Genomic DNA, 24790 nt, shown 5'->3' with positions numbered 1-24790 from the left:
ATGTTCTCCCGGAACCGCAACCGGGTTCCATCTGCGTTCATCGCGTGAAGCACGAGGGCCGCGCGCGGTCCCCGCTCCGCCGGACGCAGTCCACGAACGGCGGCGGCCCAGCCCTCTTGAGCACGGGCACGGGACCGCGAAGACGGATCCCCGACCCTTTGAAGGATTGACCGACCATGCAGACCTCGAACATCCTCGCGAAGATCGAAGCTCCCCTGTTCCGCGAGGGGATCCCGGATTTCCGGGTCGGCGATACGGTGCGCGTCCACTACAAGATCGTCGAGGGCGAGAAGGAGCGCATCCAGGTGTTCCAGGGTGTCGTTCTGAAGCGCCACCGCGCCGGGGTCCGGAGCACCTTCACCGTGCGCAAGGTGAGCTTCACGGTCGGCGTCGAGCGCATGTTCCTCCTCCACAGCCCTCGCATCGACAAGGTCGAGATCGTCTCGCGTGGCGTGGTCCGCCGTTCGCGGCTCTTCTACCTGCGCAACCTGGCAGGCAAGGCCGCTCGCGTCCGCGACGCAAAGGATTGATCCCGCCGGCCGGCACCATCCATCCCGCGCGAGAGCGCTCCCGCAGAGCAGATGGCCAGGGGGACAGCCGGCTCCCTGGTTCGATCGCGCGCGCAAGCATCCATGGCGCAGCGCGGAAGCAGCTGCGCGCTGGGCGTTGACGCCTGCATGCGCGCGCACGCGCCGCGTTGCCGGCCTGTAGCAAGGGTTCCCGCATACTTCTTCCTTGATCCTCGGCCGAGCGGCCACGGTATGCTCGCGGCGGCGGTGCCCCAGCGCCGCGAAACCCGAGAAGGATCACCATGCTCTGTCCGCGTTGCGGTGCGCCCGCGACCCCCGCCGATAAATTCTGCGCTGTGTGCGCCTCGCCGCTCACCCCGTCCGGGCCTGGAGCGTTCGGGGCTCCGCCTCCGCCGCCGCCTCCTCCTCCGCCGTTTCCTGCTCCAGGCTTCGGGGCGCCCCCCGAGCCTCCCCCGAACTATGGCTCGCCGAGCGGCGGTTTTGGTCCGCCCCCGCCGGCGCCTTTCGGGGCTCCTCCAGGCTCGCCTCCCGGGTTCCCGCCGGCGCCCGAGGGCGGCCCGGCCGGCTTCGGTCCGCCGCCGCCCTTCGGGCCGCAGCCTGGTGGTTACGGGGCGCCCCAGCCGCCTCCTCCGGTCCCGCCGTTCCCGCCGGAGCCGCCGATCTACGGCGCGCCGGGCGGCGGCTATGGCTCGGCCCCGAGCTTCCCGGAGCAGCAGGGCAGCTATCCCGGCCCTCCGCTCCCGCGGCCCGGCTTCGGCCCGCCCCCGCAGCCCGGGTTCGGTCCGCCCCAGCAGCCCGGGTTCGGCCCGCCCCAGCAGCCGCAGGGCGCGCGCTGCGTGCAGGGGCACGCGATCCCGGCGGGCGGCTCGTTCTGCATGGAGGGAGGCCACCCGATCGCCCTCGACGGCATCCAGATGAGCGGCGATCCCTTCAACCAGACGGCCTATGCGCCCAACCAGCAAGGCGCCTCCGCGCCGCCGCCGATGCCGCAGGCGAGCGGCAGCGGAGCCTACGGCGAGCCGCCGCAGCCACAGCAGAACATCGCCCCGCCGGGCCCGCCGCCCGCGTACATCCCGCCTCCTCCCGCGGTGCGCCCGCCGACGCCGGCGCCGCCGAGGGCCGCGGGGCAGGAGAGCCGCCGCACCCTCGCCGGCTTCCTCGTCAGCTTCCAGGACGACGCGCTCGGCAGGTTCTGGCCGCTCTGGCAAGGCAAGAACATCGTCGGCCGCGCCGAGACAGGACAGAAGGTCGACATCGAGATTGCGCACGGGACGACCTCGACACATCACGCGACGGTCGAGATCGACGGCGGTCGGATCGTCCTCGTCGACCTCGGCTCCACCAACGGGACATTCCACAACGAGGAGGCGATCGGCTTCCAGGGCCGACGCGAGCTGCGCGATGGCGACAAGATCCGCTTCGGCGGGTTCAGCGTCATCCTGCTCAGCGTGGCCGCGCGGGCCTGACGGGCCCATCGCACGAGGAGAGGCGTTGCCGAGTCTGGCCCCCTTCCCCCGCGACGTTCGACCGGCACCTGGCCCGGCCAGGCTGCGTGAAAACCAACCGGATAGCCGCCGCCAGCGCGCGGCGGCCGCCCCGCTCGCGCAGGGAGCGCTCCTCGGCTCCCTCGCGCCCGCTGGAGATCCCCACGCATGACTCCCTCTCATGACGCGACTCGCCCGATCCACCCCATGAGCGCCTCCGCCCGTCGCGGCAGGCGCGAGGGCAAGGCCCTGCGCTGCGCGAGGCTCCTCGCGCTCGCGGCCGCTGTCCTCGCGCTCGTCGCCGGACAGCGGCGCGCCGAGGCCGCGCCCGAAGCGCACCTGCTCCGCATCGACCCGCGCGCGAGCACCGTGGACGGCTCCCCCGTGCTCACGACCGTGCTCGAGGTGGTGCAGAACAAGCGCCTCAGCGATCTGACCCGCAACTGCGCCGCGCTCACGGGCAACGCGAACCTCGACTGCGTCGCCGACGCGATCGAGCAGCCGTCGGCGCTCTACTCGTCGTTCGACTTCCCGGACAAGAACGCGATCCTCTCCGTCACGGTCGACGGCACGGATCTGCCTGCGAAGTTCGAGTCGAAGGCGCGGTGGGGCGACAGCGCCGGTCAGCCGGGCGTCGGGACGGCGTGGCTCATCCTGATCGACGCCGCGTCGAGCATGGGCAGCCGCTTCGACGAGGCGAAGGCGGTCGCGAGCGCGTTCGTCAACGCGATGCAGCCGAACGACATCGTCGACGTGATGTTCTTCAACGATCGCGGCATCGTCGAGGACTCGAAGTGGGTGAGCAACAAGCAGGCGGCGGCGCAGGCGATCGCCGGCGTCGCGCGCACCTACCCGACGCAGGGCCGCACGCGCCCGCTCTTCACGATCATCAAGAACGCCGCGACCGACGCGTTCAAGGAGCTCGGCAACGCAGGTCAGGGCGTCCAGGTGCCGATGCACCAGGCGATGGTGGTCCTCTCGAACGGCTCCGCCGGCGCGGATCCCAGCTCGACCGCCGCCGCGTCGAACCTCCTCCGCGAGTACCTGACGAAGGGGCGGTTCCCCGAGAACAACGACGTCCTGCCGAAGACGCCGGTGCCCGTCATCTCGATCTGGTTCCCGAGCCAGCTCGTCGAGGAGTTCACGGCGAACGCCCGCGAGTTCATGGAAGGGATGGCGAACACCGAGATCGGCGGCTTCTTCAGCGTGGTGCGGGACGGCCAGCAGCGGCGCGCGGCCAACATCGTCAACGCGATCCGCACCCGCTTCAACAAGATGCACATCGTGAAGTGGCGCGTCTCGTGCGTCGCGCCGAGCATCACGCAGACGTTCAAGCTCGCCTTCATCAACACGGATCCGCCGATCGCGGGCGACGCCACCTTCCAGAACGTCCCCGTCGGCATCGATCCGACCGCGTGGCCGCTCGACGTCGATCGCGACGCGACCGACCGCGCGGCGAAGAAGACGCCGATCTATCCCGGCGGCACGGTCAAGATCTTCGGCAACTTCTGCTGGGGTGGCAACGCGCAGCGGGCCGAGATCTACATGGTCCCGAAGAACCAGGCCGCGCCGCAGTCGCTGCAGGGCGGGAACCTCGAGGACGCGAAGAAGGCCCAGCGGACGCTGATCGAGGGCGGGATGCGCGGCAAGGCGATCTCGGCCGGCGACAGCGTCGTCGAGTTCGAGCTCCCGGACACCGACAAGTTCCTCGTCGGCAAGGGCGACCAGATGACGGCGCGCCTCATCATCTACGACAACCAGGCGCGGCGGACGAGCGCGGTCACGGCCGACAAGATCCTCACGCTGAAGGCGAAGGAGGCGCCGCTGCCGTACCTGCTCATCGGCGGCGTGACCTTCGGCGGCGTCGTCATCGTGCTGCTCCTCGTCTCCATCTTCCGCGGCGGCGGGAAGCGACGGGGCGGCACGGTGGCGGCCGCGCCCCCGAGGCCCATCGTGGCGGGGAGCGGGCCGCCTCCGCCCTACGCGCCCGCGCCGCCGCCCCCGGGCGACTTCGGCTATGGCGGCGGGCCGATGATGGGCTCTCCCATGGGCGGGGCCAGCCGGGCGACGCTCTCGGGCGCGGCGGGCATCTTCACCGTGCACCCCGGCGCCGAGGTACGCGCCGGGCGCGACGGCGCCTCGTGCCTGATCGCGCTGTCGGAGCCGCGCGTGTCCGGCACCCATGCGAGCGTGAAGCTCGAGGCCGGCCAGCTGTTCGTGCGGGACGAGAACTCCAACAACGGGACCTACGTGAACGGCCAGCGCATCGCCGCGTCCGTGTGGACGCTCGTGCCGCCCGGCGCGTCGTTGCGGTTCGGCCCCGTCGAGTTCAGCGTCCGTTTGGAGTAGCGTGTCCGGGGCCCGTTTTCGCGCCCCGAGCGACGCCCCCCCATGATGCCCCCGACCGAGTCCTCCCCGCACCTCAAGATCGAGTTCGCCCAGGCCAGCGATGCTGGCCGGGACCCGAACAAGCAGGTCAACGAGGATGCCTGCGGCTACGCCGAGACCAAGTTCGGTTACCTGTGCGTCCTGTGCGACGGCATGGGCGGACACTATGGCGGCAGCGAGGCGAGCCGCACCGCCATCCAGACCATCTTCGAGATGATCGAGCGCTCGCCCGCCACCGTGGATCCGAGCGCGGCGCTCAAGGCCGCGATCGAGGAAGCGGGGCGCCGCGTCTACCAGCTGGGCGGGCCGCCGGAGAACCGCGTCCGGCCCGGATCGACCGTCGTCGCGATGGTCCTCCACGAGCGCGGCGTCGATGTCGCGCACGTCGGCGACAGCCGCGCGTACGTGATCCGGAGCCACCAGATCTACCCCCTCACGCGCGACCACTCGATGGTGCAGGGGATGATCGACGCGGGCATGATCACGGAGGCGCAGGCGATCGGCCACCCCGACGCGAACAAGATCACGCGCGCGCTCGGGATGAGGCCGGAGGTGGAGGTCGAGGTTCGACCCGAGCCGATGGAGCTCTACCCGGGAGACGTGCTGATCCAGTCGAGCGACGGCCTCACCGACCTCGTGCTCCCCGGCGACATCCTCGGGTGCACGCGGCAAGCGCTCGCGTCGGGCTCGGTCGATCACGCGTGCCGGATGCTCGTTCAGCTCGCGAACCACCGCGGCGGTCACGACAACATCACCGTCCAGATGGTCCGGGTGCTCGAGACGGGCAGCCGCTCGCTGACCATCGCGCACGGGCCGCCAGGGGCGGCTGGCCCGGGCGACGGCGTCAATCCTGCGCGCGCTTCACGCCCTCAGGAGACCGTCGCGATGACCCGGTCCGAGGCGGCGGCGCCCGGCCAGCAGCACGCGACGAGCACGCCGCTCCCCCACGGCCATGGCGCTCCTGCGGCCGCGAGCGGCGCGGCGGCGGGCATGGCGGCCGCAGGAAACGCGCCGGCGCCGTACCCGGCGTCCATCAACAACGCGATCACCGTGGTCCCGACGGGCTCCCCCGACACGCCGCGCCCCACGCCCACCAGCGACGCGGTCACCGTGGTCCCGGCAGGCTCCACCGGCGCGCCGGGGCTGCGTCCAGCGTCCCCCCGCTCCGCGGCGGCCGCGGCCTCGACGGGCTCCGACAACGCGCCGACCGTCGCGCCGACAGCCACCGACAACGCGCCGGCCGTCGCGCCGGGCGCTGTCCATGGCGCGCCGGCGCTTCGCCCCACCACCGTCGACAGCGCGCCGGCCGTGAGCCCCACGGCCACCGACGAGCTGCCGCCCGTGGCTCCGGCCGCTGCGCCCAGCGCGAAGGCCGTGAGCCCCACGGCGGCCGACGGCGGGTCGGCCATGACGCCCACGCCGATGGACTCCGCGCTGGCGCTGCCTCCGACCGTGCCAGGCGCCCATCCCCCGGTGGCTTACCCGAACGCGCCCGACGCGCCCGCCGTGCTGTCTCCGCTTCCGCTAAGCGCTCCAGCGCCGCCTCCGATGGGCCGCGCCGCGGCCCCTCAGCCTGGTTCGTTCGGCGCGCCGCCTCACCCAGGCGCCGCTTACGGCGCTCCGCCCCACCCCGCCGTCCCCTACGGCGCGCCGCACCCTCCTGGCGTCCCCTACGTTACGCCGCACCCTCCTGGCGCCGCCTACGGCGCGCCGCCTCACGTCGGCGCCGCCTATGGCGCGCCGCTTCACGCGACCGAGCAGGATGTTCCGCCGCCTTCGGTGGCCTTCCCGGGGCACAACCCGGCAGCGCCCGGTGGTCCCCCGGTCGCCGCCGCCTCGCCCCCCCACCTCGCGCCCGCGCCGCTGCATGCGCACGCGTACGCCGCGACCGGCCCGCGCCCCGCGCCAGCACCGAGCTTCTCCGGACCCGTCTCGTCCTCCGGAGCATCGAGCGTGCCGAGCACCGTGCGCGCCCCGCGCGGCGTCTACATCGCCCTCATCGCCTCGGCCTCGGCCGTGCTCCTCGTGCTGTTCGTCTTCCTGCTCTGGAAGCTCCTCGGCAGCTGAGCGCGGCGCGGAAAAGGCCGCCCCCCCACCGCCCCGCACGGATGAGCGGAAACCGCGACGGAAACGAGAACGAGAACGAGAACGAGGACGAGGACGAGAACGAGGACCGAGCTCGACTCGCTCGACTCAGGCGACCACCGCGCAACGGCCCCGCTCGCGGAATGCGATTGAAGAAAGCTCGGATTCTGGATTAGCCTAACTTTCTGGAGGTCCCTCCATGCCTGGCGACCAAGAGATCGAGCACGGCGACGACATGGATGGCGCGCCTGAGGATCTGGAAGAAGAGGTGCCGGAGTCGACCCGTACACCCTCTCTCGAGGAGGCCCGCGCCGGCTTCATGCTGCTCGATCTGTGACCCGCTGAACCACCTGTTCCCGGAAGTCACGACGCTCCGCGCCGACACGCCGTTCGTCCAGCGGGCGAGAGTCTCCCACCGAACGGCGCCCATCGCCGCGCGCGTGCAGGAGCGCGCTCCTCTCCCGCGAGCGGCGCCGCGCCGGCGTGGCGAGAGGCCGCGCACGAGGCGCGCCTCTTCCCTTGCCCTCCCCGACGGCCTGTGGTGAAACGCGGCCCGCATGATCCCGGGGCTAGGCAAACAAAGCATCACGATCGGCAGCGCCCCCACCTGCGATGTGGTGCTCGTCGCTCCCGGCGTCCTGCCCGAGCACGCGCGCATCGTCCACCAGGGGGGTGGCAAGCTGCTCTTCTCCTGCGGGCAAGGGCCGGCGTCGGCGAACGGGCGGCCCCTCTCGCCGGGAGAGCAGGTCCCGTTCGACTTCCGCACCCAGTTCGTGGTCGCGCAGACGCCGGTCCCGCTGAACCATCCGGCCATCACGCTGATGCTGGCGTCGCCCGGGAGCCTCGCGCCCGCGCCCGGCCAGGTCGTGATCGGACGAGACCCCGGGCGCGCCTCCTTGGTGCTCCAGCACCCGAGCGTCTCGAGCCAGCACGCGACCGTCACGCTCGATCGCATGATGGTCATCGACCACAACTCGACGAGCGGCACGTACGTGGGCGCGCAGCGCATCGCCGCTGGCTCGCCGACGCCCATCGATCCGCAAGGCGCCATCGCCTTCGGGCCCGTCCCGGTCCAGATCAGCCTGCTCGTCCAGCTCGCGCAGGCCGCCCGGCAATCCGCGCTGCCGGCCGCCTCCGGCGCCCCGCCCGCGGCGAGCGCCCTGCCGCCGCAGCCTGCCGCTTCCGGCTACGCGCCGCCGCAGCAGCCCGGCGCCGGGGGTTACGCGCCGCCGCAGCAGCCCGCGCACGCGGCGTCCTCGGTGCCCGCCGCCGGCGCGCCCGGGAGGAAGAACAAGACGGTCCTCGGCCAGCTCGACTTCTCCGGCGGCGGATCGAACGTCAAGAAGATCGGCCGCACGCCCGACAACGACATCGTGCTCGCCCACCCCCAGGTGTCGAGCCACCACGCGCTCCTGCACGCGATCAACGGGCAGCTCTACGTCGAGGATCGCGGCAGCGCGAACGGGACCTACGTCCGCGGCAACCGCATCGCGCCCGGCCAGAAGATCGCCGTGCAGAGCGGCGAGAAGATCTACATCGGGCCCATGCCCCTCCAGATCGAGATGGGGGGCGCGGGCGCCGTCGAGGTCGTCCAGGAGGAGTACTCCGCCGATCGGTGGGCAGGGCGCCCGCTCTACGAGATCGAGGCGTGGAGCCTCGTCCTCCAGGTCCCCGACCGGGACAACCCGAACGAGCAGAAGACCCTGCTCGACAACGTGTCGTTCAAGGCGCTGCCGGGCGACATGATCGCGCTCATGGGGCCGTCGGGCGCCGGCAAGACGACGCTCCTGCTCACGCTGAACGGCTACCTGCCGCCGACGAGCGGCGTCGTCCGCATCAACGGCGAGGACCTCTACAACATCTACGACACGCTCCGCGGCTCCATCGGCTACGTGCCGCAGGACGATCTCGTCCACCCGGAGCTCACCGTCTTCGAGGCCGTCCGCTACAGCGCGAAGTTCCGCCTCCCGCCCGACTACACCGAGGCCGAGATCGACGCGCGCGTCGAGCAGACCATCAAGGATCTCGGCCTCGAGGGCGTCAAGAACCTCCAGATCGGCAAGCCCGAGAACAAGATCCTCTCGGGCGGGCAGCGCAAGCGCGTCAACATCGCGCTCGAGCTCGTGACCGATCCGGTCATCCTCTTCCTCGACGAGCCGACCTCGGGCCTCGCCGCCGACGACACGACCGCGCTGATCAGCCTGCTGCATGACCTCACGAAGGCCACCGGCAAGACGATCATCATGACGATCCACCAGCCGGCGAAGGACGAGTTCGAGAAGTTCAGCCACGCGCTCATCCTGGGCTACGGCGGCATCCCGATGTTCTTCGGGCCGACCCGGCCCGACGCGTACCGCTTCTTCGGCAGCTGGAAGGAGCGGCACGGCCAGCAGAACGACGTCGATAACCCGCGTGACATGTTCGAGATGCTCGCGCTCCGGGAGCGGCCCATCTTCGATCAGCTCCGCGCGCGCAACCCGAACGCGTCGCGCGGCGACGCCAGGAAGCTCGCCGCCATCGAGTGGCGCAAGGAGTTCTTCAGCGACGGCAACCCGACGTACCGCCGGATGTACTCCGGCCGGCGCGAGATCGGCACCGGCCAGGGGCAGCGCGGCATCCCGGCCGGGCGCGCCGCGACCAAGGGGCAGCTCGGCCTGCTCCTGTCGCGCTACTTCAAGGTGAAGAAGCGCGACATCGGCGGCACCCTGATCATGCTCCTCCAGGCCCCGATCATCGGCATCCTGCTCGCGATCGTCTTCGGCGGGCAGGAGAAGGCGATCCCGGCGTGGTGCCTCGGCGCGCTCCAGGAGCTCGGCCGCCGCGCCGGCGGCGCGGACAAGAGCACCGACGTCATCAAGGGCATGGAGGTCACCACCGACCACACCGCGGCGATCTTCTTCCTCGTCGTCGCCGCGGTCTGGTTCGGGACCTCGAACGCGGCCCGCGAGATCGTCAGCGAGCGGGCCATCTACCTCCGCGAGCGCATGGTCAACCTGGGGCTCGTCAACTACGTGCTCTCCAAGTACCTGCTGCTCGCCGGCTTCTGCCTCGTCCAGTGCACCGTCCTGCTCGCGATCGTGTTCTTCGCCCTCGGCTTCCACGGCGGCATGCAGGCGTTCGGCATGCAGCTCGCCGCGCTGACCGCCACCTCGCTCAGCGCCGTCGCGATGGGGCTCCTCCTCTCCACGGTGGTCGCCTCGTCCGAGGCGGCGATGGCGCTCACGCCGATCGCGCTCATCCCGCAGGTCGTCCTCGGGGGGCTCATGGTGCCGATGACGACCGTGCCGCACCTCCGGCCGCTCATGTACATCATCCCGGCGCGCTGGGGCTTCGAGGGCGCGATCGCGCCGGAGCGGCTCGCGACCGCGGAGGACCCGGCGTGGGTCATCGATCTGCACCGCACCGACACGAGCGCCGCGGACTTCATCGAGGGCGGCAAGTTCAAGTGCGCCATCGCGCAGATGGCGGCCGACAACTACGCGGGCGCGTGGGGCTTCACCACGTACGATCAGACCTGGATGCCCTATGCGGTGCTCGCCGGGATGACGTTCATCATCCTCGTCACGCTCTGCGCGGTGCTGAAGCGGCGCGACCCGGTGTGACGTGGTGACCACGCAGGCGCCCGCCGCCTCCATCCGCATCGATGACCGGCGCGCGCGCGGCGATCGCAGGCCGGCCGCCGCGGCGCTCCTCTCGCTGCTCGCCGCCCTCTCGCCCTCCCCGGCGCAGGCGCAGCAGCAAGGCCAGGACGGGCAGGCGGCGCCGCAGGCGCCCGGGGGCGGGGCGGCCGTGCCCCGAGGCCCGGGCGGCGCGCTCGTCACGCCGCCTGCCTCCACGGCCGCGCCGGCGGGGAAGGCGACGCCGCCGCGGGCGCTCAACTACACGCCCCCGGAGTACCCGCCGGAGGCCGAGAAGCAGGGGCGCGAAGCGTCGGTCACCCTGCAGCTCGACATCGACCGCGACGGGCGCGTGAAGCACGCCGTCATCGTCGAGAGCGCGGGGCACGGGTTCGATGAGTCGGCGCTGGCCGCGGCCCAGAAGCTCGAGTTCGAGCCCGCCCGCCGCGCCGACGGGACCCCCGCCCCGGCCCGCATCCTGTACCGCTACTCGTTCACCCTGAAGACGGCCTCGCCGCCGCCGGCCGCGGGGGAGCCCGCGAGGCCCGCCGAGAGCCTCCGCGGCGCCGTGCTCGCCAGCGGGGGCGACGTCCCGCTCGCCGGCGCCACCGTCTCGGTCGCGCGGATCGCCGGCGCGGGCGCGGGTGCGGGCGCAGCGACGCCCGCCGCGCCGCCGGAGCTCACGACCGACGAGGGCGGCGCCTTCGCCTTCGCCGCGCTGCCGCCGGGGCGCTACCAGGTCACCATCGCGGCGCCCGGCTTCGAGCCGCTCTCCGTCGAGGAGGCGCTCGCCCCCGGAGAGCAGCTCGAGGTGAAGTACCGGCTCGTTCCGCAAGGCGACGGCCTCGAGGTCACGGTCCGCGGCAAGCGGCCGCCGCGCGAGGTCACGAAGCGCACGATCGAGCAGCGCGAGATCAACCGCATCCCCGGCACGAACGGCGACGCCCTGCGCTCGCTGCAGAACCTGCCGGGCGTCGCCCGCCCGCCGAGCATCGCAGGGCTGCTCATCGTCCGCGGATCCGGCCCGCAGGACACGCAGACCTTCGTCGACGGCACGCAGGTGCCGCTCATCTACCACTTCGGCGGCCTCTCCTCGGTCGTGCCGACCGAGATGCTGGATCGGATCGACTTCTACCCCGGCAACTTCAGCGCCAAGTACGGCCGGGTGCAGGGCGGCATCGTCGACGTCGCCCTCCGCTCCCCCAAGGAGGACGGCAGGCTCCACGGCCTCGCGCAGATGGACCTCATCGACGCGCGCGTCCTGCTCGAGGGCCCCGTGCCGTTCCTCGACAACACCCGCTTCATGGTGGCAGGGCGGCGGAGCTACATCGGCGAGTCGTTCGGCCCCGTGCTCGAGGCCGCGGGCGCAGGCGTCACGCAGGCGCCGGTCTATTACGACTACCAGGTCCTCCTCGAGACCGAGCCCACGCCCTCCTCGCGGGTGCGCCTCACGTTCTTCGGCTCCGACGACGCCCTCGAGCTGCTGCTCAGCGACCCGGCGCCCAACGAGCCGGCCCTCTCCGGCAACGTCGGGCTGCACACGGCGTTTCAGCGGCTCCAGCTCCGCTACGATCACGAGCTCACCGACAAGGACCGGCTCGACGGCGTGCTCGCGATCGCGCGCGACGACGCCGACTTCGGGATCGGGCCGATCTACTTCCAGCTCGATCTCAAGACGATCTCCGGCCGCCTCGAGTACGCGCGGCGCATCTCGAAGGGCACGGTGTTCAACGCGGGGCTCGACGTCTTCGCCGGCCTCTACGCCGTGAACCTCCGCGCCCCCGGGCCGAACCGCCCCGGCGAGCCGCCGAACCAGCCGTTCTCGACGCGCACCCTCCAGGAGGTCTCGCGCGACGGCGAGTTCTTCTACCCCGCCGCGTACGCCGAGCTCGAGCTCGCCCCGACCCCTCGGGCGAAGATCGTCCCGGGCCTGCGCGTCGACTACCAGGACCTGAACCAGCAGGTCACCGTGAGCCCGCGCGTGAACGGGCGCTTCGACGTCGTCCCCGGGTTCCCGCGGACCACGGTGAAGGGCGGCCTCGGGGTGTTCCATCAGCCGCCGCAGTTCCAGGAGGTGATCCCGCCGCTCGGGAACCCTGGCCTGAAGTCGACCCGGGCGCTGCACTACGCGGCCGGCGTCGAGCAGGAGCTGACCCGGCACATCGAAGCGTCGGCGGAGGGGTTCTACAAGCAGCTCGACGAGCTCGTCGTCGGCGTGAACCGACCCGGGTCGATCCAGCTCGACTACCAGAACGTCGGCTCGGGCAGGGTCATCGGCGGCGAGTTCCTGCTCAAGTACAAGCCCGACGATCGCTTCTTCGGCTGGGCCGCGTACACGCTGTCCCGCAGCACGCGGGTGCCGGAGCCCGGCGAGCCGGAGCGGCTCGTCTCCTTCGATCAGACCCACATCCTGACGGTGCTCGGCAGCTACCGCCTGGGCGACGGCTGGGAGTTCGGCGCCCGGTTCCGGCTCGTCTCCGGCAACCTGGTCACGCCCAACGTGTGCAACGTCAACGAGCAGAGCTGCGACCCGTACCGCACCAACGCGCTCTTCTACGCGCCCACCGGGACGTATACGCCCATCCCGTTCTCCGGCCCGAACAGCGAGCGGCTCCCGGCGTTCCACCAGCTCGATCTGCGCCTGGACAAGACGTGGAAGTTCAAGACCTGGCGGCTCTCGGCCTACCTCGACGTGCAGAACGTCTACAACAACGCGAACAGCGAGGCGATTCAGTACAACTACAACTATACAGCCCGACAGTACGTCACGGGGCTGCCCATCCTCCCGAGCTTCGGGATGCGAGGAGAGTTCTGAGATGCGCGGGGCGCAGGCGATGAACGGCGCGTCGAAGCGCGAGCGTCCCGAGCGCCGCGGGCGCCGGTGGCGGCGCGCGGTGCTGGGGACGCTCGCGCTCGCGGCGATCGCGTCGCCTGCGATCGCCGCGGGCTGTGTCGCGGGCTTCGATCCGCCGAGCCTCGTGGGCGGGCTCCGCGTCTTCGCGGTGGTCGCCGACAAGCCGTACGCCAACCCCGGCGACCAGGTCACCTTCCGGATCCACTACCAGGACGGGCTGGGCGGCCCCGAGGACGGGTCGCGCCCTGTCTCGGTCTACTGGTTCGGCGGGTGCGAGAACCCCGTCGGGGACGACTACTACGGCTGCTACGCGCAGCTCGCGGGCATCGCCTCCGAGATCGAGGCGTGGGTGGAGCGAGGCGACCCGACGGTCCCGCTGCCCGACCTCAACGGCGTGCGCCCCGGCTTCGGGGACACGTACACGATCACGCTCAGCGACGACATCCTCGCCGGCCGCAAGCCGCCCGCCACGGGGGGTCCGGCCTTCGGGAGCGCGTACGTCTTCTTCGTCGCCTGCACCGGGGAGCTCGGCCTCGTGGAGGACCAGGGCACCGGCCGCGCCGGGACGTTCCCCGCCGCCTGCTTCAGCGGCGGGCGCCGGCTCGGCCCGGACAGCTTCGTGCCCGGCTACACGCAGATCTACGCCTTCGAGGGGGGTCGCGAGAACGCGAACCCGGAGGTGCAGGGGCTCACGCTCGACGGCGAGCCCCTGCCAGAGGACTTCGCCGACATCCCCACCGTCCAGCGCTGCCGCGTGAGCGCGGAGGCGCGGCGCGAGGCCGGCTGCAGCGCGGAGGATCCGTTCGTCGAGTGCACGACCTACGAGCTCGAGGCGATCGTCGATCCCGACGTAGCGGAGGACGATCCCAGCGCGCAGCAGCAGGCGCTGAAGGAGATCGTCTGGGTCGATTACTTCGCCGATCTGGGCGATCTCGACGGGGGCATCAAGCTCGTGAGCGACGCGAACGAGGGGTACATCGGCGATCACGCCGTGACGTGGATCCCGCCTGCCGAGCCGGGCGTCGCCACGATCACCGCGGTCCTGCGCGACGCGCGCGGCGGCTCGTCCGTGGTGCGGCGCCTCGTCCGCGTCGAGTGACGGCGGCCCCGCGGCCCCCCCGCGGCGGGGGCCGCGGCGATCGATCAGCCGCAGCCCGCTTCGATCTGCGCGAGCTGGTCGATGAGCTGCGCGGGGTCGCGCGCGGCACACAGCGCGTTGTCGCTCATCAGCGGGCTATCTCGAGTGTCCAGAAAGGGATCCGCGGCGTCGAGCGGGCTCAACATGCCGTCGGAGACGCGCCTACGGAGTGTCAGGCAGACCGCGCGACCGACCGGACCGACGCGCGATCGCACGAGCGGGCCCACCTCGACCAGCTCGGCGCCGGGCGCCTCCGCGGGCGGTCGTAGGCGAAGGAGGAGCGCGCCCTGGCGCGGGCGGCGGCGGCTACCAATCGGTCGGCATGTAGTCTTTGAAGAACTGGCCGTACGCGTGCTGGCCGCTGAGCAGACCGGAGAAGATGGGGTCGCAGATGCGGGCGGCGCCGTCGACGATATCGAGCGGCGGATGAAAGCCGTGCTCCTCGAGCTTGCGCGCGGCGAGCGCGGCGGGGTCCTCGTCGGTGACCCACCCGGTATCGACGCTGTTCATGAAGATGCCGTCCTTCACATAATCGGGCGCGGACGTGCGCGTCATCATGTTGAGCGCGGCTTTCGCCATGTTGGTGTGAGGGTGCCTGTCCGTCTTGTAACGGCGGTAGAACTGCCCCTCCATCGCCGAGACGTTGACGATGTGCCTGTCGAACGTGGGCCGTCGCGTCATGAGCGGCTTCAGCCGGGAGTTCAGGACGAAGGGGGCGACCGCGTTGACGAGCTGCACCTCGAGCATCTCGACGGTCGGGACCTCGGCGAGGGTGAGCCGCCAGCTGTTCAGCGTCCGGAGATCGACCTGCTGGAGATCGGCGTCGTAGCGCCCCTGGGGGAAGAGCAGCTCGTCGAGGCGCTCATCGCCCGGAGCCGGGATCTGGGAGAGCAAGGCGGGCTCGCGCAGGCCTGCGGTGGGGTCGGCGCCGGCGACGAGGGGGAGCGTGCCGCACGCGCGGAGCGCGTCGTACTCGCGGAGCGGGGGCTGAGCGCCCCGCGGGAGGGAGTGGACGGGCGCGGTCTCGCCCTCGATGAGGTGGCCGTAGAAGCCCGGCGGTCGCCGCACGGTCTGACAGGCGTTGTTGATGATGAAATCGAGCCGGTCGAGCGTGTGGAGGAGGTGGCGCGTGAAGAGCTCGACGCTCGGCGTGTGCCGGAGATCGAGGCCGTAGATCGCGACCCGTGATCCCCAGGCGTCGAAGTCGCGCTCCGCCGAGAAGCGGCGCGCGGCGTCGTGCGGGAAGCGGGTCGTGACGATGACCCGCGCGCCGGCGCGGAGGAGCATGATCGCCGCCTGATAACCGATCTTGACGCGCGCGCCCGTGACGAGCGCGACGCGGCCGTCGAGCGGCGCGGTCTGGCTGCGCTTGCGGTAGTTGAAGTCGCCGCACGCGGCGCACATCGCGTCGTAGAAGAAGTGGACTTTGCGGAACTCTGCCTTGCAGACGTAACACTTGCGCGGCCGCGCGAGCTCTGGCGCGCCCGGCTCGGCCGGCGGCCCGGGCTCCTCGGTGGCCTCGGGCCGCGACGCGGGCTCCTCGGCGGGGTCGGCCCACGACAGCGGGGGCGCGGCCGGGGCGAGCGCGTCCGGCGTGCGGAACACCGGCTCTCGGCGGGCGACGCGGATGCCGACCGCATCGAGCAGGGCGGCGTCGGCGGACTTCTGCGCGTGCCGGTCGCGCTTGCGGAACGCCCTGGCGAGCTCCCGCTGCTCGGCGCGCTCGGGGCGCGAGACGCGGCCGGCGGCCAGGAGAAGCCGGCGGCGGTCCTCGGAGCTGATGGAGGCGAGCTGCGCGCGATCGAGGGCCAGGGCCTCCAGCACCTTGAGGCAAGCGTCGAGATCGGCGGCAGTGAACGGGCGGCCTGCGCCGGCGGCTTCGCGGTCGGGACTCATCGAAGCGTGCGTGCATAGCACGCGGGAGACCGCGCGCGAGCCGCAGCGGCGCTTCGGGTCCTGCCGGGCGCTCCTTCTGGTCGAATCGCGTCGAATCGCGTCGAATCGCGTCGAATCGCGCCGCATCGCATCGCGCCGCATCGCATCGCGCCGCATCGCATCGCGCCGCGCCCGGAGCCCCGTGGACGAGCCGCGCGAGCCGCGTCCTGTTCGCCAGCCGAGGATTGTACACTATGCCCGCACATCCCCTGAGCCCTCGGAAACTCCAGCAGAGGAACTTATGCTCGAGTCGCCACATAGTCTGTTCGCGACGGAATTCATGCCCCATGGCCATTGCTACCTCTGGCAGCCGGGCATGGTCTGGCTGCAGGTCATCACCAACCTGGTGATCGGCTTCGCCTATCTCTCGATCTCCCTGACCCTCGCCCATCTGGTCCGGCGCATCCGGGACATCCCCTTCCAGTGGGTGTACCTCGCGCTCGGCACCTTCATCGTTGCCTGTGGGTTCACGCACTTCATGGATGCATGGGTCATCTGGCAGCCGCTGCACTGGCTGGACGGGGCCCTCCGTGCCATCACGGCGATCGCCTCCGTCGGCACCGCGATCCTGCTCATTCCGCTGCTCCCCAAGGTGGTCGCGCTGGCGACAGCCGCGCGCGCCGCACGCGCGCACGAGCTCCGCAGGGAGGAGCTGAACCGCCCGCTCTCGGCGCTCTACGAGGAGCAGAAGATCGCCGCGGAGGAGCGCGAGGTGATGCTCCAGCAGGCGCGAGAGGCCGTGAGGGCGCGAGAGATCTTCCTCGCCGTCGCGGCCCATGAGCTCAAGACACCGATCACGCCGCTGCGCGCCGAGGTGGAGAGCGTGCTTCGCGCGGCGCGCGCCGCGCGCGCGGACCGCCTCACGCCCGAGCGCCTGGTCATCAAGCTATCGGTCGTGGAGCGGCAGATCGATCGCCTGGAACGGCTCGTCTCCGACCTGCTCGACGTCTCGCGCATCGCCGCTGGACGGATCGAGCTTCAGATACAGGAGGTCGACCTCGCGGAGGTCGTGTGCGAGGTGGTCGAGCAGCACAAATACGACCTCGCCAGGAACTCGATGTCGCTCCAGCTCGCCGCCGACGCCACGGGCGGCTGGGATCGCAGGCGCCTCGACCAGGTGGTGAACAACCTCCTCACCAATGCGCTCAAATACGGCCGTGGACGTCCGATCACGATCACCGTGTGGTCGAGCGACGCACGCGCGTGGCTCACGATCACGGACCAGGGCATCGGCATCGCGCCCGAGCACCAGGCCATCATCTTCAACCAGTTCGAGCGCGCGGTCTCGGAGCGGCACTACGGCGGGCTCGGCCTCGGGCTGTGGATCGTGCGGCAGGTCGTCGAGGCCATGGGTGGGACGGTGTCCGTCGCGAGTGAACCTGACGTCGGCTCGACCTTTACCGTGGAGTTGCCTCGACAACGTGGGAACCTCGATGACACCGAGACAAAATCTTCTTAAGCTGACACGATGAAGCACATCCTGTTGGTGGAGGACAACGAGGATATCCAGATCTCGCTCCGCGATGCGCTGGAGGAAGACGGTGCTTACAGCGTCATGACGGCTGGAAACGGAGCGGAGGCGCTCGCGCTGCTCGAGCGCGGCGAGCGGCCGAATATGATGCTCGTCGACCTGTTGATGCCCGTCATGGACGGTGTGGAGTTGATCGACCGGATGCGGCGCGACGCGCGGTTCGCGGGCATCCCGGTCGTCGTCCTGTCGGCCGCGTCGATCACGTCCCCGCCGCCCGGAACACCGTTGCTCAGGAAGCCGATCCGCTACGAGGCCCTCCTTGGAGCGGTCCAGAAGGCGTGCGGGTGCTGAGAGCGGTGCGCTCGCGCACAGAGGACGCTACTTGCCGGCGGGCGCGTAGGGGCAGGAAGCGCCGCCTTCTCCGGTCTCGGCGAGGGCGCCCGTCGAAGGATCGATGGTGAGCGTGGTCGGGAACGGGTGAGCGCCCGGCCCCTGCGACCCTTCGGAGACCGAGAGCAGGAGCGTCCTGTCGGCGCGCTTGAACGCCCCCTTGCGATGGACGATGCCCGACCAGACGCACACCACGCTCGGCGGGCAGGGAGAGACGCGATCCTCGGCGACGAAGCTGCCGTCTTTCGCGAGGGAGAGCCGGCGCTCGTACTTGCGCGGACCGCACGCGGCGGAGCTCCACGTGCCGAACAGCGCTTCCTCGCCGGGCGCGGTGGTCGCGGTCCGCGCCGTCGTGGCCGGCGCTTGCGTCGTCGCGGTGACCGTGGCCGAAGCCTGCGGCGCGGGCGCGCCCGGCGCCGCGGTGGACAGCGGCTCCGGGGGCTCCACGGGTGATGACGGCTCGGGCGCCGGCTCGCGCGGACCGTTGCCGCTGCACGCAGCGAGCGGCGCCAGCAGCGCGGCGAGGGGGAGGATGAACGTTCGCATCACGCCCGCTCATCCCATGGCCGCTCAACGCGCGCAACGCGTGCACCGCCAGAGGCAGAGGCCGCGGCGATGCGCCCGTCCCGCGAGCGACGACACGGCGGGGAGCGCCGCGCGGAAGGCCGCGATCGATGTGCGCTACCCCAGCAGCGCGAGCAGATCCTCCCGCGTCAGCGAGGCCGCCCTGTCCGCCTCGCCCAGCGCGGCGCCCGCGATCGCGCGCTTCCGCTCCTGCAGCGCGAGGATCCCCTCCTCCACCGTGTCCTTGGCGACGAGCCGGTGGACCATCACCGGCCGGTGCTGTCCGATGCGGTGGGCCCGATCGGCCGCCTGATCTTCGACCGCCGGGTTCCACCAGGGATCGAGCAGGAAGACGTGATCCGCCGCGGTCAGGTTCAGGCCGGTGCCGCCCGCCTTGAGGGAGATGAGCATCACCGGCGGGCCGACCGGCGACTGGAACTCGTTGACCACCCCGGCGCGGTCGCGCGTCCCGCCGTCGAGGCGGCTCCACGGGATCCCCGCCGCGCCGAGGTGCGGCTCGACGAGGTCGAGCAGCGAGGTCCACTGCGAGAACACGAGCGCCTTGTGGCCGTCCGCGACGCACTCCTCGAGCGCCTCGATCAGCCGCGTCACCTTGGAGGAGGGCGTGCTCCGCGCCGCCGGCGCCGCGCCGCCGGCGCTCGATCCCGGGATCAGCGCCGGATGGCAGGCCGCCTGGCGCAGGCGGAGCAGCGCCTCCAGCGCCGCCATGACGCTCGCCCCCTCCGCGAGCTTCTCCACGACATCCTTGCGGGTGGCCGCGCGCACCGCATCGTAGAGATCGCGCTCTGCCTCCTCGAGCTCGCAGTAGAGCACCATCTCCGACCGCGGCGGCAGCTCCGGCGCCACCTCGCCCTTCAGCCGCCGCAGCACGAAGGGGCGGATCTTCTGCCGCAGCTCGGCCGCGGCGCCCTGCACGCCCTCGGCGATCGGCCGGCCGTAGCGCTCCTGGAAGGCGCTCCGCCCGCCGAGCAGGCCGCGGTTCGTGAAGTGGAGCAGGCTCCAGAGCTCCTCGAGCCGGTTCTCGACCGGCGTGCCGCTCAGCGCCACGCGCAGCTCGGCGCGGAGCGCGAACGCCGCCCGCGCCGCCTGGCTGTCGGGGTTCTTGATCGCCTGCGCCTCGTCGAGCACCACGGCCTCCCAGGCCTGCGCCGCGAGCAGCTCGGCGTCGTTGCGGAGCACGGCGTACGTCGTCAGCGTGACGTTGGCCGCTGGGTCGAGCGCGCGCCGCGTGCCGTGGTAGATCGCGAACCGGAGGCCCGGACGGAAGCGCCGGATCTCGTCGGCCCAGTTGTGGACGACGCTGCGCGGGCACACGACGAGCGTCCGCCCGCGCAGCGCGCAGAGCGTCTGCAGCGTCTTGCCGAGCCCCATGTCGTCGGCGAGCACCGCGCCGAGGCCGGCGTCGCGCAGGAACGACAGCCAGTCGACGCCCCGTCGCTGGTAGGGGCGCAGCGTCGCGGTCAGGTCGGAGGGCAGCGGCGCCTCCGGGAGCGACGCGAAGCCGTCGAGCAGCGGCATGAGCTTGTCGAAGCCCGACGGGCGCGGGTACTCGATCTCGTCGCACAGCGCGGCCAGCGCCGGGAGCGCCGCGGGCGGCACCTCCTTGTCTTCGCGCCGCGCCGCGAGCAGATCGGCGACGCGCGCGCCGTACCTGTCGAGCCACGCCGAGGGCAGCGGCGCCCACCCGCCGCCGAGGAGCGGCACGAGCGGCAGGCCGTCCTGCCACGCGCGGATCACGGCCGTCGCGTCCGCGCGCTTCGAGGGCGCGCCGGCGCCGTCGCCCTCGTCGCCGTCGCGCCCCGCCGAGAGCTCGAACTCGACGTCGAAGGCCCGGTCCTCGATGACGAAGCGCGGCACGAGCGCGGCCTTGCCGAAGATCTCGCCGCGCGCGTCGGCGAAGGCGCGGGCGTCCCACGACTCGAGGCGCGAGGCGAAGCGGATCGCCTCGACGCCGTCGAAGTCGACCCGGCGGCCCGGGATGAGGTGGAGCTCGTCGCGCAGCCGGACCAGCAACATGCGCTCCGCGGGCTCGTCGCGGACGGGCACGGCGCCGGACAGGTGCACGAGCCGGCCGTTCTCGATGCGCGCCTCCGGCGGGTCGCCGTACACGAGGCTGGGCACGACGGAGAGCGTGTGCTCCTTCTGGCTGAGCTCCAGGAGGATCCGCGGCCGGGACGCGCCGCCCGCGCGCGGCAGGCGCTGGCTCTGGACGGTGACAGGGACGCGCTTGGTCAGCTCCGGCAGGACGTCGGTCACCAGCTTGCCGAGGTCCCCCCGCGGGAACACCCGCCGGAGCGGCAGCCGCTCGAGCTTCGGCCCCGTGAGGTCCATCTCCCGGAGCAGGTGCAGCGTGCCGCCGCACCGCACGACCCCCGACGCGATCACCTCGTCGACGCGCGGGTCCCGCTCCACGATGAGCGCCGCGCCATCGTCGTGATCGCGCACCGCCGCGCGGGGGCCGATCGCCTCGCTGGAGACGCGCACGGGCGCGCCGTCGAGCTCCACGTCCGCGACGCCCGCCAGCGCCGCGAAGAGCTCGGGCTGGCGATCCGAGGGGAAGTAGCCGTGCTGCTTCGTGCCCACGAGGCGGTCGACCGCCAGGTCCTCGTGCGTCGGGTAGAGCTCGGGCAGCCTCGGCCCCGGCCGCTCGGGGCTCGCTGGAGCCCGCACGGCGCGGCCGGCGAGGCTGGCGAGCGAGACCCGGAGCGGCTCCTCGGCGCCGCTCGCGTGCACGATCATCCGCTCGAGCGCGAGCACGAGCCCCTTGCGCCGGAGCCGGTACCGCAGCCGCGCCGGCGGCGCAGCCGCTGCGGTCGCGCCGCCCTGCGCAGCCGGCTGGCCCTGCGCGGCCGGCTGGCCTTGCGCGGCCGGCTGGCCTTGCGCGGCCGGTTGCGAGAGCGACAGCGTCGCCGCGACAGCATGCGCGCAGGGGTCGATTTTTCCACCGCAGTCGCACGTCCACTCGGCGTCCGCTGGGTAGAGGGTGACGGTGGGTGCAACGGGCTGCCCGGCCGCCTTGATGCGGACCACGATGACATCGCCGCGATCCTCCCGTCCGAACGCAGCGCCCTCACGGGCGAGCTTGACGCCCTGGGACCAGAGGCCCGGAAGACAGGCTTTCCTGATGGCTTCGAGAAGACCCTGCACTGAGACTCCAGACACTGGCGGCTGGCCGCGGTAGCTCGCGCGCTCTCCCGGGACCAGCGCCACTTCTTGGGATGTTCACAGAAAGACGAAGATGACGGAAAGAGGTTCAGGCGTCTTCTTCCTCTTCTTCCGCTGCCTCGTCTTCCAGATTCCGGGAGCTTGCCCAGCATGAGCGGGGCGCTGCTGTAGCAGGTATCCGCGCGGCATCACGCCGCGAGCTTCACCGGCGCGTCAGGTGCTCGCGGTAGCGCGTCGTGAGCTCCATCCAGCGCAGCGTGAGGATCGGCTCGCGCTCGAGCCGATCCTGCCAGCTGCGATCGACGGCCTTCCACAGGTCGCGGTCGGCAATGCCGTGGCGCAGGAGCGCCTGGTCGAACGACGAGGCCGCTCCGATCGACGACTCGGCGCAGAGGACCGCGTACTGCTGAAGGCTGAGCGAGGGCAGCGCGCCCCGCGCGCCCGGAAGGTCGCTCCGCGAGGCGGGCGCGGGGGCCGCACCGCTCGGCGTCGCCTGCGCCGACGCGGCCGGCCCGGCGCCGCTCGCGTCGAGCTCGCCGGGAGATCGCCGGAGGGTGACCCCCGACCGCGCGTTGCCGCCATCGAGCTCCAGCGGCTCGGCCTCCGGCGGGAGCTTGATCGAGGGCAGCGGCAGGGCCCGCGGCACCTCGACGGCCTCGCCCTCCGAGGGGGGGCGATTTCCGCTCGACATGGGGACGATCACGGACTGCGGCGGCGAGGCCGCGCGCCGCGGCGGCGCGGAGGAGGCGCTCCCCCGGCCGCCTCGCCGTGCGCCGGCGCGCTCGCCGTCGGGCGCCGCGAACGACAGCACCGGACCGGCGTCGGTGATCTCCATCTGCAGGATGATCTCACCCGTCCTTCCGCGGACGACGAGCCGATCGCCCGCCGGCGTCACCTCCATCTCGTAGCGCCGCCCGGAGGAGAGCGAGACGGTCGCCGAGGGGACCGGCGCGCCGCTCGCCGCCCCCCGCGAGCCCATCTCTTCTTCCTGAGGACGGAGCCCGGCCTGATGCAGCCCGCGCTCGCTGTCGGGTGGATCCCCACTCATCAGGATCGGAGCTTAACGCAGCAAGCGCACGCCCCGCGAGCGCTTTCGACGCGTTCGACGCTCGCACCGACCCCCTTCGACGCGGTGTGCTCGGTCGCCCTGGCCCGTGCCTGAGCGCCGCGGCCTGCGCTCGGTCACGCAGGATTGCGCAGGATTGCGCAGGGTTGCGCAGGAGCGCGCTCGGTCACCCAGGAGCTGGGGCGAGGGGGCGCTCCGACACCGAGCGCTTACGTGGCCCAGCGTGTCTTCATTTCACGAGGTGCCTCGCTGCGCTCAAGCCCGGGCTGCGCTGACAAAAACCGCCGCCGTTGGCGTTCTCTTGGAATTCCCCGGCGCTGATCGCAATGCGTCGAGAGGGGTCATTCCTGGCGTAGCCCGGTCCATCTTCGCTTGAAACGGGCGCGTCTGTAGTAAAGCGGGCGGCGAGCTCTTCCCGACAGGAGGTCTATGAAGACTACCTCTCTCGCCCTTGCGCTGCTGTTCACCGCATGCCTCCCAGGCTGCTTCTACACCAGAGAGACGATCGAAACATGCGACACCGAGTGTGAAAACGTGCCCAACCAGGAGGCGTGTCTAGCGGAATGCGGGACATGCGTGGATCAATGTTATAGCGAGCCCTACGGGCCCGACCGTTGGGATTGCATAGCGGAATGTCGGATGTGCGCGAAAGTGTGCAGAAACCAGCCCGACCGCGACGCGTGCATCTCGGCATGCGACGACACGTGCAGCGGCGACCAGTGTGTCGAGCCGGCTCCGGAGGGCTTCCATGGCCCGACGCTGCTCTGGGTCGGCAGAACGGTGGACGAGCCGCGCTGCCCCGACAGCGCCCCGAACAGGGTGTACAGGGGGTACGAGACCGCTGACTTCCCCTTCGCGTGCAGCCCATGTCGGTGCGGCGAGCCAGCCTGCGCCTTGCCCGACGATCTCAGGACGGCCGCCTCGCTGAAGTGCGGTGGCTCGCCGGTCTCGGTGCGTGAGCCCCGGGACATGCTGAACGGCACCTGCGTGGTGCCGAACGACGCCCTCGTGAACGATCATCAATCGCTCGTCCTCGGCGAGACCCGAGTGACGCCCTGCGAAGCCAGCATCGAGCCCCCCCCGGTGCCACAGTTCAGCTTGCGGTGGTATCGCTCCGGCCTGGCGTGCGAAGGCCCCCCCAAGGAACGCACGTGCGCCTCTCCGTCGACGACGTGCGAGTCGCCCGATCAGGAACGGGGCTTCGCTCGGTGCCTCATGTACCTCGGCGAGGGCGAGGTGACCTGCCCGGAAGATTACCCGGAGGACGTCGTCCTTTACGACGGCATGAGGGACGAACGCCACTGCACACCGTGTGAGTGCGGTCCTCCGACAGGCAGCGAGTGTTCCCTGGCGCTCCTTTCCTTCCGGGACGGCGCGTGCGGCGAGATGATCACCGCCGGCACCGCTTCGAGCCATGCCCCGGGCTGCGTCGCCGCCGTGCCCGGGAAAACGCCCAAGAGCATGATGGCTATCTGGCAGGTCAACCAGCCCGGAAGCTGCGAGCCGAGCGGCGGAGAGCTGCGAGGCGAGATCGTCCTCACCGGTCCGAGCACGTTTTGCTGCCAAACACGTCCAGGCGAGAACGGGTGACGGTCACGCGCCGCGAAGGCGGCGCAGCGCCGCCCGAGCCACACGATTCGGGCTTCTCCTGAACCACGGTCGGGGTCGACCAGAGCCAGCGATGTCAGGCAAAGGCGCCAAGTAGATGGATCCGTGGGCATGACGGAAAAATCTCTCGATAGGGAGAAATTGACGAGACAAAAGGCAATGCGACCCGCGCGCTCGAGAGCGCACACAAAAGCCTTTACGTGCGCTCCAAAGTCAGTATCTACAGGATCACGACGTGGGAGCGGCGACGTCGAGCCGGCCTCCGTCACGCGGCAGAGGTGCACTGTCCTACGGGCGCCGGAGACGTTGAAGAGGGGGGCCACATGGCGGGGTGTTGCGGCCGGACGGGAGACAGCGGCGTGCATCGGGTCGAGGTGTCCATTCCGCTCCGTACCGCACCGATCCCGCCCTAGCCGGGACGCCGATGCGACGCGCCGGTTGTGCCGCCGTGTTCGTTGTCTTGATGGCGACGAC

General features: G+C 71.5%; 16 protein-coding genes. 11 read left to right on the top strand and 5 right to left on the bottom strand.

Annotated elements, in window-relative coordinates:
- Positions 1-176 precede the first annotated feature (176 nt).
- The 8 genes from rplS (at position 177) to WMF27_RS12465 (ending at position 14057) form a co-directional block, all read left to right on the top strand.
- The gene (gene rplS / locus WMF27_RS12500) at positions 177-530 is read left to right on the top strand and encodes a 50S ribosomal protein L19 (protein WP_437552348.1); all 354 of its coding nucleotides are present in this window, start codon (positions 177-179) and stop codon (positions 528-530) included.
- A gap of 281 nt (positions 531-811) precedes the next feature.
- Entirely contained in the window at positions 812-1996 is a 1185-nt protein-coding gene (locus WMF27_RS12495; protein ID WP_437768640.1) for an FHA domain-containing protein, read from the top strand.
- 225 nt (positions 1997-2221) lie between these two features.
- Positions 2222-4363: an FHA domain-containing protein gene (locus WMF27_RS12490; protein ID WP_437768641.1), complete on the top strand. Its 2142-nt coding sequence runs from the start codon at positions 2222-2224 to the stop codon at positions 4361-4363.
- Between the two features lie 42 nt (positions 4364-4405).
- On the top strand, positions 4406-6469 hold the full coding sequence (locus WMF27_RS12485) for a protein phosphatase 2C domain-containing protein (RefSeq protein WP_437768642.1): 2064 nt from the start codon (positions 4406-4408) through the stop codon (positions 6467-6469).
- Between the two features lie 217 nt (positions 6470-6686).
- The gene (locus WMF27_RS12480; protein WP_437768643.1) at positions 6687-6824 is read left to right on the top strand and encodes a hypothetical protein; all 138 of its coding nucleotides are present in this window, start codon (positions 6687-6689) and stop codon (positions 6822-6824) included.
- 220 nt (positions 6825-7044) lie between these two features.
- Positions 7045-10089 (top strand): FHA domain-containing protein, encoded by a 3045-nt coding sequence (locus WMF27_RS12475; protein ID WP_437768644.1) that lies wholly within the window; start codon positions 7045-7047, stop codon positions 10087-10089.
- Position 10090: 1 nt separating this feature from the next.
- Positions 10091-12919: a TonB-dependent receptor domain-containing protein gene (locus tag WMF27_RS12470; RefSeq protein WP_437944161.1), complete on the top strand. Its 2829-nt coding sequence runs from the start codon at positions 10091-10093 to the stop codon at positions 12917-12919.
- A 1-nt stretch (position 12920) separates the two neighbouring features.
- Positions 12921-14057: a hypothetical protein gene (locus WMF27_RS12465; protein WP_437768646.1), complete on the top strand. Its 1137-nt coding sequence runs from the start codon at positions 12921-12923 to the stop codon at positions 14055-14057.
- 44 nt (positions 14058-14101) lie between these two features.
- Here WMF27_RS12465 and WMF27_RS12460 read toward each other — a convergent pair whose 3' ends face one another.
- Together WMF27_RS12460 and WMF27_RS12455 are read right to left on the bottom strand one after the other, a co-directional pair.
- Positions 14102-14242: a hypothetical protein gene (locus WMF27_RS12460; protein WP_437768647.1), complete on the bottom strand. Its 141-nt coding sequence runs from the start codon at positions 14240-14242 to the stop codon at positions 14102-14104.
- Positions 14243-14402: 160 nt separating this feature from the next.
- Entirely contained in the window at positions 14403-15992 is a 1590-nt protein-coding gene (locus WMF27_RS12455) for an SDR family NAD(P)-dependent oxidoreductase (RefSeq protein WP_437944160.1), read from the bottom strand.
- Positions 15993-16272: 280 nt separating this feature from the next.
- Between WMF27_RS12455 and WMF27_RS12450 the strand changes: the two genes are divergently transcribed.
- Entirely contained in the window at positions 16273-17490 is a 1218-nt protein-coding gene (locus tag WMF27_RS12450; protein WP_437768649.1) for a sensor histidine kinase, read from the top strand.
- 9 nt (positions 17491-17499) lie between these two features.
- The gene (locus WMF27_RS12445; protein ID WP_012235137.1) at positions 17500-17853 is read left to right on the top strand and encodes a response regulator; all 354 of its coding nucleotides are present in this window, start codon (positions 17500-17502) and stop codon (positions 17851-17853) included.
- A 27-nt stretch (positions 17854-17880) separates the two neighbouring features.
- Here WMF27_RS12445 and WMF27_RS12440 read toward each other — a convergent pair whose 3' ends face one another.
- The 3 genes from WMF27_RS12440 to WMF27_RS12430 form a co-directional block, all read right to left on the bottom strand.
- Entirely contained in the window at positions 17881-18438 is a 558-nt protein-coding gene (locus tag WMF27_RS12440) for a hypothetical protein (RefSeq protein ID WP_437768650.1), read from the bottom strand.
- Positions 18439-18573: 135 nt separating this feature from the next.
- On the bottom strand, positions 18574-21507 hold the full coding sequence (locus WMF27_RS12435) for a DEAD/DEAH box helicase (protein WP_437944159.1): 2934 nt from the start codon (positions 21505-21507) through the stop codon (positions 18574-18576).
- Between the two features lie 337 nt (positions 21508-21844).
- Positions 21845-22690 carry a hypothetical protein gene (locus WMF27_RS12430; protein WP_437768652.1) on the bottom strand — a complete coding sequence of 282 codons (846 nt, stop codon included), beginning with the start codon at positions 22688-22690 and terminating at the stop codon, positions 21845-21847.
- A gap of 657 nt (positions 22691-23347) precedes the next feature.
- Between WMF27_RS12430 and WMF27_RS12425 the strand changes: the two genes are divergently transcribed.
- On the top strand, positions 23348-24298 hold the full coding sequence (locus WMF27_RS12425; RefSeq protein WP_437768653.1) for a hypothetical protein: 951 nt from the start codon (positions 23348-23350) through the stop codon (positions 24296-24298).
- Positions 24299-24790 lie beyond the last annotated feature (492 nt).

The organism is Sorangium sp. So ce281, assembly GCF_051527395.1.
Classification (GTDB): domain Bacteria; phylum Myxococcota_A; class Polyangia; order Polyangiales; family Polyangiaceae; genus Sorangium; species Sorangium cellulosum_B.
The sequence above is the reverse complement of the archived record's forward strand: the minus strand, read 5'-3'. Positions and strand labels throughout refer to the sequence as shown.

Coding starts and splice junctions, on each gene's coding strand:
- WMF27_RS12490 (WP_437768641.1), top strand. CDS start 2,222: ATGAGCGCCTCCGCCCGTCGCGGCAGGCGCGAGGGCAAGGCCCTGCGC.
- WMF27_RS12495 (WP_437768640.1), top strand. CDS start 812: ATGCTCTGTCCGCGTTGCGGTGCGCCCGCGACCCCCGCCGATAAATTC.
- WMF27_RS12425 (WP_437768653.1), top strand. CDS start 23,348: ATGTGCGCGAAAGTGTGCAGAAACCAGCCCGACCGCGACGCGTGCATC.
- WMF27_RS12465 (WP_437768646.1), top strand. CDS start 12,921: ATGCGCGGGGCGCAGGCGATGAACGGCGCGTCGAAGCGCGAGCGTCCC.
- WMF27_RS12455 (WP_437944160.1), bottom strand. CDS start 15,992: ATGAGTCCCGACCGCGAAGCCGCCGGCGCAGGCCGCCCGTTCACTGCC.
- WMF27_RS12475 (WP_437768644.1), top strand. CDS start 7,045: ATGATCCCGGGGCTAGGCAAACAAAGCATCACGATCGGCAGCGCCCCC.
- rplS (WP_437552348.1), top strand. CDS start 177: ATGCAGACCTCGAACATCCTCGCGAAGATCGAAGCTCCCCTGTTCCGC.
- WMF27_RS12485 (WP_437768642.1), top strand. CDS start 4,406: ATGATGCCCCCGACCGAGTCCTCCCCGCACCTCAAGATCGAGTTCGCC.
- WMF27_RS12460 (WP_437768647.1), bottom strand. CDS start 14,242: ATGTTGAGCCCGCTCGACGCCGCGGATCCCTTTCTGGACACTCGAGAT.
- WMF27_RS12430 (WP_437768652.1), bottom strand. CDS start 22,690: ATGAGTGGGGATCCACCCGACAGCGAGCGCGGGCTGCATCAGGCCGGG.
- WMF27_RS12450 (WP_437768649.1), top strand. CDS start 16,273: ATGCTCGAGTCGCCACATAGTCTGTTCGCGACGGAATTCATGCCCCAT.
- WMF27_RS12480 (WP_437768643.1), top strand. CDS start 6,687: ATGCCTGGCGACCAAGAGATCGAGCACGGCGACGACATGGATGGCGCG.
- WMF27_RS12445 (WP_012235137.1), top strand. CDS start 17,500: ATGAAGCACATCCTGTTGGTGGAGGACAACGAGGATATCCAGATCTCG.
- WMF27_RS12440 (WP_437768650.1), bottom strand. CDS start 18,438: ATGCGAACGTTCATCCTCCCCCTCGCCGCGCTGCTGGCGCCGCTCGCT.